This window comes from Monashia sp. HAY1-5C, from assembly GCF_056755255.1.
On record NZ_JBPGXG010000181.1, the window covers coordinates 1 to 7,518 of the forward strand.

A 7,518-nucleotide genomic window follows, 5' to 3' on the forward strand; every position below is an offset into this window, starting at 1 on the left:
GGCCGTGGTGTGGGCGCCCATGCGGTACGTGAAGGCCTCGATGAGCAGCGGGCCGTTGCCGTTGCGGGCCTCGTCGAGGCAGTGCTGGGTCACGGCGTAGGTGGCGAGGATGTCGTTGCCGTCGACGCGCACACCGGGGAAGCCGAAGCCGCGGGCGCGGTGGAACAGCGGGATCCGCGTCTGCTTGGTGACCGGCTCGGAGATGGCCCACTGGTTGTTCTGGCAGAAGAACACGACCGGGGCGTCGAACGAGGCGGCGTAGACGAAGGCCTCGTTGACATCACCCTGCGACGAGGCGCCGTCGCCGAAGTAGCAGATGACGGCGGTGTCGCGCTCGGGGTCACCGGTGCCGACGTTGCCGTCCATCTTCACGCCCATCGCGTAGCCCGTGGCGTGCAGCGCCTGGGCCCCGATGACGATCGTGTAGAGGTGGAAGTTGTTCTCCTTGGGGTCCCACCCGCCCTGGCTGACGCCGCGGAACAGCTGGAGCGAGCTCTGCGGGTCCATGCCGCGCACGAACCCGACGCCGTGCTCGCGGTAGGTCGGGAAGACGAAGTCGTGCGGCTTGAGCGCCCGACCGGAGCCGACCTGCGCGGCCTCCTGGCCGAGCAGGCTCGGCCACAGGCCGAGCTCGCCCTGGCGCTGGAGCGCATAGCCCTCGGCGTCGAGACGACGGATGAGGACGAGGTCGCGGTAGAAGCTCCGCAGGTCCTCCGGCGTCAGGTCCGCGACGTACTTGTCGTAGTCGGGGTGGGACACGCGCTGACCCTCCGGGGTCAGCAGCTGGATCATGTCCGGGCCGCCGTCGCCGACCGCGGGGGTCGGCTCGTGCAGCTCGGCGACAACCTTGTCGCTCACGTGGGGCTCCTTCGCCGGTGAGACCGGCCTACTCGTTCGGCCCGCGGACGGGGGTCTCCCGCTCGTCGGCTTCTGGGGGCGCAGGGCCGCCGTTCGTGACGACGGACGCCTTCTTGGTCCTCGACCCGGAACTTACCGGAGAGGCCTGCGAATCTCACAATGCGGGACGGCCCGGCCCCACCCCCGGCCGAGCCGTCAGCCCGCCGACGCGACGCGGCGGGGTCGGCGTCGGGCGAGGTACTCGGCGGGCATGCCGGGGCCGACGGCCACCGTGACCTCGTCGACCGCCACCGGCCCGTGCGTCGCGCACGTCGTCGCGACCGTGACGGTGTCGCCGCAGGCGGCGTGCTCGTAGAGGATCGGCGGCTCACCGGGAGCGGCCCAACGGTCACCCCACCGGGTCAGGGCCACGAGCGTCGGGGCGAGGTCGCGGCCCTTGTCGGTGAGGACGTACTCGCGCTGGGCAGCCGACCCGGGGACCTCCCGACGCTCCATCACCCCGGCGTCGACGAAGGCGTCGAGGCGGGACTGCAGGACGTTCGTCGCGATGCCGAGGTTGTGCTGGAAGTCGGTGAAGCGCGTGACGCCCGCGAAGAGCGCGTCGCGGACGATGAGCAGGCTCCACCGTTCGCCGACCACCTCGAGGGCCCGCGCGATGGAGCACACCTGGGAGTCGTAGGTCCGTCCGAGCACGTCGCCAGCCTAGCAAAGTGCTTGCATCATGAAAGTCGCCTGACCTAGGGTTGCTTGCATCACGCAAGTCACAGCGGAAGGGAAGACCCATGGGAACCGACCTCACGATGAGCTTCACGGTCGAGCACACTCCGCAGGAGGTCTTCGACGCCGTCAACGACCTCCGCGGCTGGTGGTCCGGCAGCATCGTCGGCGACCCGGCGACGCTGGGGGCCGAGTGGGTCTACACGGTCCCCGACATCCACTTCTCGAAGTTCCGCACGATCCGGCTCGACCCCGGCGCGGCCGTCGAGTGGCTCGTCCTCGACAGCCTCCTGACCTTCCCCGAGGACAAGGAGGAGTGGACGGGCACGACCGTCCGGTTCGAGATCACGTCCGAGCCGGCGGAGGCGGGTGCGGCCGGCCGCACCCGCCTGACGTTCACGCACGTCGGGTTGCAGGACGGGCACGAGTGCTACGACGTGTGCCGCACGGCATGGAGCCAGTACGTGCTCGGCAGCCTCCGGGACCGCGTGCGCACCGGGGCCGGCGTGCCGGACGCCTTCAGCAACCAGCAGTCCCTGGCGGCAGCCCTGGCCGGCACGGCGGAGGTGCCGGTGGTCCCGTGACCGAGGACGCGAGCGCCGGCGCCGCGAGCGTCAGCGCCGCGAGCCCCACGCCCACGGCGGCGTCGTCAGGAGGCCCTGCCCGACGACGGCCGTCTCGCCGAGGTCCTTGCGCAGCGTGAGGACGTGGGCCGGCGACCCGAGGCCCACCCTGCGCCCGCCGTCGTCGGCGTCACCGTTGTCGCCTTCGTCGGCGCCACCGCCGTGCCCGGCGCCGAGCTCGCGGACGAGGGCCGCCGAGTGCGAGACGACCATGACCTGGGTGCGCTCGGCAGCCCGACGCACGAGCCGGGCCAGGGGCGGGACGAGGTCGGGGTGCAAGGACGTCTCGGGCTCGTTGAGGACGAGCAGGGGTGGCGGGTCGACCGTGAGGAGGGCGGCGACGAGGAGCAGGTAGCGCAGGGTGCCGTCGGACAGCTCGGCCACGCCCAGCGGGCGCAGCATGCCGGGCTGGTGCAGCGCGAGGTCGAACCGGCCGCCGTCGACCGTGACGTCGAGGACCGCGCCGTCGAAGGCGTCGGCGACGGCGCGGTCGAGCTCGCTGCGGCCGTCCTCGCGGATCGTCTGCAGGGCCGCGGCGAGGTCGCTGCCGTCGTCGGCGAGCACCGGCGTGCGGGTGCCCACCTGCGACCGGCGAGCGGGTGCGTCGGCATCCGCCCGGAAGCCGTCGTAGAAGCGCCAGCCCCGGACGAGGCGCCGGACCCTGAGCAGCTCGGGCGCCCGCTCGGGGTCGGCGAGCTCGGTGAGCATGCTCTCCCACGGGCGCAGTGAGCGGGTCAGCTCGGTCCAGCCGCGTCGGCCACGCGCTCCCCCACCACCGGTGCCGGCCCCGAGCCCCTGACGGCCGACGGGGTCGGACTCCCACTCGTCGTCGGACCCGCCGCCCCACTCGTCGCCCCAGTCGTCGTCGGCGGGCCCGGTGGCGCGGGTCTCGACGACGCCCCAGCGGCGTCGCACCAGCACAGACCCCGGCCGCATCACCGGCCCGGCCCACACGACCTCGCGCTTGATCTCCGGGTCGCGCAGGAACGCCGAGGGGGTTCCGGCGTCGGCCCCGGACGCCTGCTGCGGCAGGCCGAGGTCGACGAGGTAGCCGATGTCGTCGGAGGCAAAGCCCAGCTGGAGGCTGATCGGACCCCTGCGGGTGGTGCCCTGCACCGCATGCCCGCGGCGCGCGCCGCCGAGGGTGGCCGGACCGGCCCACAGCGCCGACTGCAGGCCGCCCTCACGGGCGAGGGCGCCGACGACGTCGCCGTGCCCACAGCCGGCCAGCAGCCGCAGGGCGCGGTAGAGGTTCGACTTGCCGCTGCCGTTGGCGCCCGTGACGACGTCGAGGCCGTGCAGCGGCACGACGACGTCGCGCAGCGAGCGGTACCCCGAGACCGCGACCGCCGTCAGCACCGCCGCGCCTCAGGCGTCGGGACCGACGCCGTCGCCACCGGCACCACGAGACCACGCGGGCAGCTGCTGGAGCGTCCAGCGGTTGCCGTCGGGGTCGCTGAACCGGACGAACCGGCCCCACGGCTGGTCATCCACCTCGGAGGCCTCGACGCCGCGTTCGACGAGCTCGGCGCGCGCCGCGTCGGCGTCGGCGACGACCATCTGCAGGTTGACGATGCCACCGGGCACCGGCTCGGCCAGACCCCTGCCGATGGCGATGGAGCAGCCCGACCCGGGCGGCGTCAGCTGCACGAAGCGCACCTCCTCGCTCACGGTGTGGTCGTGGTCGAGCACGAACCCGACCTGGTCGACGTAGAAGTCCCGCGCACGGTCGACGTCGGTGACCGGCACGACGACGAGCTCCAGCTTCATGTCCATGCGCCCACGCTAGGGCCGGCCACCGACGACGCCCCCCGATCCGCCGCGCCCGCGTCGAGCTAGGAGCGCCGGGTGGAGCCGTCGTGCTCGGCGTCCCGCCGGCGCTCGGCCGCACGGTCGCGTTCGACGCGGTCGAGCGCACCACGCCAGGTCCGGAGCGCCACCCGCACCAGGGGGGGCCGCACGACGAGAAGGAGCGCGACGACGACCAGCGCGCCACCGACGACCTCGAGGTGGCCGGCCGGAAGCGTCTGCGACGTCAGGCCGGGCAGCAGCCCGTACGAACCCGCAGGGACACCGACGCGGGCCGCCCACGAGTGCGCCACGGTGACGAACGCCGCGGCCATGCCGGCAGCCCCGACGACCTCGCCGGTGCGTCCGGGCACGACGAGCCACGTGACGACCGCCGCGAGCGCGAGCACGAGCACCACGCCCAGGGTCACGAGCGCGAGGAGGTTGGGCGGACCGCTCGCCGCACCGTAGACGGTGCCGTCCTCGGCGACGGTGACCTCGCGTCCCCACGACCACTGCTCGGTCCGGAAGACCCGGTGGAACTCGCCGACCTCGGCCGTCGTGAGGACGAGCGCCGCGGTGGGCCACACCACTGGGGTGGCGGCGAGGAGCACGCCGACGCCTGCCACGAGACCCGCGGGCAGGCGTCCGGGCACCAGCCCCGGGCGACGCGGACGACCCGGAGGGCGCGGCCGGCGAGGGTTCATGACGCGTCCGGGTGCCGCGGGCGCTCGGCCCCGTCGGCCTCGCCGGCGTCGTCGCTGAACCCGACGGCTCCCGAGCGCGAGCCCGAGTGGTCGCGGGCGGACGCGTCCTGCAGCGTCGCGATGCCGATGCGCGGGCCTGCGGACCCCGACCTCGTGCCCGATGACCCCGGCCACCCGCCGGGGCCGCCGGGGGCGCGGTCGTCCGAGCCCGGAGCAGGCGAGGCCTCGGTGAGGACCGGACCAAAGGCGTCGGGGGCCTCGTCCACCTCGGGCACCTCCCGCAACCGGGCCAGCCGGGCGACGAGGCCCGGCCAGGTCGCCCGGGCGGTCCGGGCGGCCGGCCGCGCGACGACGAGGACGAGCGCCGTCACGAGGAGCCCCACCGACACCCACTGGAGCCAGCCGGTCAGGTGCGTCTCGACCTCCATGAGCGGGTTGTCGCCGTAGAGGCCGGTCATGGTGTCGCCGACGCGCTGGACGAGGGGTGCGCCGAGGCCGAGGACCGCGCAGCCGAGGCCGGCCGCCCCGAGCACCCGTCCGTCGGTCCCGCGGCGCAGGGCGTAGGCGGCGCACGCGGCGACGCAGACGACGATGGACAGTCCGAGGAGCGTCAGGCTGAACGGGTTGGAGACGTCGAACTGGTTCGCGTCCTCGAGGGTCGTGTCGGCGTACCGGCCCCAGCTCCAGATCGACTGACGGAAGGTGTAGCCGCCGGAGGGGCCGTCGCTGCGGACACCAACGGTGTGCGTCGGCCAGAACAGCTGCGGCACCGCGAGCAGCGCCCCGGCGACGCCGAGCGCCGCGACCGGGGCGCGCCCCGCGACCACGGGCGGCAGTCTTCGGGGGCCGCCCCGCGGTGGGAAGGCGCCGGGCGGAGACCCGGCCGGCATCGGACGCGTGCGAGGCAGGCGAGCCGGCGCCGGTCCCGTGGCCGTCAGGGCGGACACCATCAGCGCGAGCGTGGCCACGAGCACCACCGCGGCCGCCGTCTCGGCCAGCCCGGCCGGCGTCGACGCGCCCGACGCCGCCAGCCCGTGCACGTCGTCACGGACCGGCCGACCCAGCCGCGCCGGGACGGTCGTCGCGAGCCGCCCGAGGAGGGCACCGGTCGAGACCGGCGCGAGGACGCGGACCCAGTGGGCGTCGGAGGCCAGCCAGGCGACCGCCCCCGCGGCGGCGACGGCCAGCAGGGCCACGAGCGCCACCAGTCCCCAGGGGTTCCAGAGGTCCTGGACCACCGCTCCGCCCGCGCCGAGCTCCTGCGAGCGCCCCCAGCTCCAGTCGTACTGGTCGAAGAGCACGACACCGCTCTCGCTGTCGAGGGTCGTCACGCGCCACGTCGCTGCTACCAGGGAGGGGACCGCCAGGACGACCGCGGCGAGGGCCGTCAGCCCGGCCGGCACGTGCTCGCGCTGCAGCCTCATGACGCCGCCCTCCGATCACCGCGCGACCTCGCACGGTGATCCCATTGTCAGCGCGGGCCGAAGCGCTGCGCCACCTCCAGGAGACGGGTGTTCGCCTCGACCTCGCCGATCGTCACGCGCACGCCGTCGTCGCCGTACTGGCGCACGATGAGGCCGGCCTCCTCGCACGCCTGCGCGAACGCCGTGGACTCGGCCCCCAGCGGGAACCACACGAAGTTGGCGTCGCTGCGCGGCAGGTGCCAGCCCTGGTCGGCGAGGGCGAGGGTGACGCGGTCGCGCTCGGCCACGATCGAGGCGACGCGCTCGCTCAGCTCGTCGAACGCGTCGAGCGACGCGATCGCCGCGACCTGGGCGACGGAGCTGACCCCGAACGGCGTGGCCGTCTTGCGGATCGCCGCCGCGACCGGCGGGTGCGCCACCGCGTAGCCGACGCGGAGGCCGGCGAGGCCGTAGGCCTTGGAGAAGGTCCGGAGCACGACGACGTTCGGGTGCCGACGCCACACCTCGAGGCCGCGGACCGCGTCGGGGTCGCGGACGAACTCGACGTAGGCCTCGTCGACGACGACGATGACGTCGCTCGGCACCTTCGCCAGGAAGGCCTCGAGGTCGCGCTCGTGCACGCACGGGCCGGTGGGGTTGTTCGGGGTGCAGACGAGCACGACGCGGGTGCGCTCGGTGACCGCGGCGGCCATCGCGTCGAGACGGTGCCGGGCGTCGGCGTCGAGGCCCACCATGACCGGCTCGGCACCGGCGAGCTGGGCGACGATCGGGTAGGCCTCGAAGGAGCGCCACGCGAAGACGACCTCGTCGCCGGCGTCGCAGGCCGCGTTGACGACCTGCGCGAGCACCGCGACGGAGCCGGTGCCCGTCGCGAGGCACTCGGCCGGCACCCCGAGCGCCGCCGCGAGCCGCTGGGTCAGGGCGGTGACCGCCATGTCGGGGTACCGGTTGACCGTCGAGGCGGCGTCGGCGATGGCTGCGACGACCGACGGCAGCGGCCCGTACGGGTTCTCGTTCGACGACAGCTTGTAGGCGGTGACGCCGGCCGGGGCGTTCGCGGGCTTGCCCGGCTTGTAGTCGGGCATCCGGGAGAGCACCTCGCGCAGCCGCACCCGGCTCGCGTCGGCGACGGCGTCTGCGTGGCCGGCGTCGACCGCGCCGGCGTCCGTCGGGGCGTCGGTCGCGGCGTCCGCCGGGGCGTCGGTCGCGGCCTCCGTCGGGGCGTCCGTCGGGGCGGGGGTCGCGGTGCGGTCGGCAGCGTCGCTCATAGGGCGCACTCTAGAGGGTGCGTCTCACGCAGGTGCCCGGCCTCTGGACGCTGTCCTGACGCGGTGGCCCCGCTGTGGCTAGGCTCACATCGTCGCGTCAGCGCCGCCTCGACACCCTTCACCATGCCCACAC

The 7,518-nt window shown here is 74.5% G+C and carries 8 protein-coding genes; 1 reads left to right on the top strand and 7 read right to left on the bottom strand.

The window, feature by feature from the left end:
- Both ACR9ZK_RS19685 and ACR9ZK_RS19690 read right to left on the bottom strand, forming a co-directional pair.
- The coding region (locus ACR9ZK_RS19685) for a thiamine pyrophosphate-dependent enzyme (protein ID WP_481343662.1) at nucleotides 1-858 on the bottom strand (858 nt) is incomplete at its 3' end.
- Between the two features lie 195 nt (nucleotides 859-1,053).
- Nucleotides 1,054-1,551, bottom strand: a complete 498-nt coding sequence (locus ACR9ZK_RS19690; RefSeq protein ID WP_481343663.1) for a winged helix-turn-helix transcriptional regulator — start codon at nucleotides 1,549-1,551, stop codon at nucleotides 1,054-1,056.
- An 89-nt stretch (nucleotides 1,552-1,640) separates the two neighbouring features.
- On the opposite strand from ACR9ZK_RS19690, the gene ACR9ZK_RS19695 reads away from it, so the two are divergent.
- Nucleotides 1,641-2,159 carry an SRPBCC family protein gene (locus ACR9ZK_RS19695; RefSeq protein WP_481343664.1) on the top strand — a complete coding sequence of 173 codons (519 nt, stop codon included), beginning with the start codon at nucleotides 1,641-1,643 and terminating at the stop codon, nucleotides 2,157-2,159.
- A 30-nt stretch (nucleotides 2,160-2,189) separates the two neighbouring features.
- Here ACR9ZK_RS19695 and ACR9ZK_RS19700 read toward each other — a convergent pair whose 3' ends face one another.
- Genes ACR9ZK_RS19700 through hisC form a run of 5 tightly spaced genes read right to left on the bottom strand, consistent with a single transcriptional unit; the run spans nucleotide 2,190 to nucleotide 7,202 of the window.
- Complete coding sequence (locus tag ACR9ZK_RS19700; RefSeq protein WP_481343665.1) at nucleotides 2,190-3,557, bottom strand: AAA family ATPase; 1,368 nt, start codon at nucleotides 3,555-3,557, stop codon at nucleotides 2,190-2,192.
- A 9-nt stretch (nucleotides 3,558-3,566) separates the two neighbouring features.
- The gene (locus ACR9ZK_RS19705) at nucleotides 3,567-3,974 is read right to left on the bottom strand and encodes a glyoxalase superfamily protein (RefSeq protein ID WP_481343666.1); all 408 of its coding nucleotides are present in this window, start codon (nucleotides 3,972-3,974) and stop codon (nucleotides 3,567-3,569) included.
- A gap of 59 nt (nucleotides 3,975-4,033) precedes the next feature.
- Nucleotides 4,034-4,642, bottom strand: coding sequence for a hypothetical protein (locus ACR9ZK_RS19710; RefSeq protein ID WP_481343667.1), 609 nt, complete (start codon nucleotides 4,640-4,642; stop codon nucleotides 4,034-4,036).
- Between the two features lie 47 nt (nucleotides 4,643-4,689).
- Complete coding sequence (locus ACR9ZK_RS19715; protein WP_481343668.1) at nucleotides 4,690-6,117, bottom strand: hypothetical protein; 1,428 nt, start codon at nucleotides 6,115-6,117, stop codon at nucleotides 4,690-4,692.
- 47 nt (nucleotides 6,118-6,164) lie between these two features.
- Complete coding sequence (hisC, locus tag ACR9ZK_RS19720; RefSeq protein ID WP_481343669.1) at nucleotides 6,165-7,202, bottom strand: histidinol-phosphate transaminase; 1,038 nt, start codon at nucleotides 7,200-7,202, stop codon at nucleotides 6,165-6,167.
- Between the last annotated feature and the right edge of the window lie 316 nt (nucleotides 7,203-7,518).

Excerpts from the sequence above, each read along its gene's own strand:
- ACR9ZK_RS19695 (WP_481343664.1), top strand. The coding sequence starts at position 1,641 with ATGGGAACCGACCTCACGATGAGCTTCACGGTCGAGCACACTCCGCAG.
- ACR9ZK_RS19705 (WP_481343666.1), bottom strand. The coding sequence starts at position 3,974 with ATGGACATGAAGCTGGAGCTCGTCGTCGTGCCGGTCACCGACGTCGAC.
- ACR9ZK_RS19715 (WP_481343668.1), bottom strand. The coding sequence starts at position 6,117 with ATGAGGCTGCAGCGCGAGCACGTGCCGGCCGGGCTGACGGCCCTCGCC.
- hisC (WP_481343669.1), bottom strand. The coding sequence starts at position 7,202 with ATGCCCGACTACAAGCCGGGCAAGCCCGCGAACGCCCCGGCCGGCGTC.